The sequence below is a fragment of the Pseudomonas sp. AC463 genome (assembly GCF_979253585.1).
Window position 1 is genome coordinate 1 of record NZ_CEEDDZ010000687.1, and the last position, 266, is coordinate 266.

Below are 266 nucleotides of genomic sequence, written 5' to 3' on the forward strand. Positions count from 1 at the left end.
TCGACCAGCAGCGCGAAGTCGATATTCGCCCCCTGCGTCCCCATCCGCGCCGAGTCCGCCTCCAGCGCGGCAAGCTGATCCTCGAAGATCGTCTTCGAATCGTACAGCAGGCGGCCGATCAGCGTCGACTTGCCGTCGTCCACCGATCCGCAGGTGATGAACCGCAGCATCGTCTTGGCGGCATGTCCGGCGAGGTACGCGTCGATATCCTGACCGATCAGCGCTTCGGGTGTGTAGGCCGTCATTCTGCCCTCTCCCTCTCGAGG

At 63.9% G+C, this 266-nt stretch carries 1 protein-coding gene; it reads right to left on the reverse strand.

The window, feature by feature from the left end; translation table 11 throughout:
- A partial coding sequence (locus AC0IYH_RS31940) for a GTP-binding protein (RefSeq protein ID WP_471838296.1) occupies positions 1–245 on the reverse strand: 245 nt, incomplete at its 3' end.
- Positions 246–266: the final 21 nt, after the last annotated feature.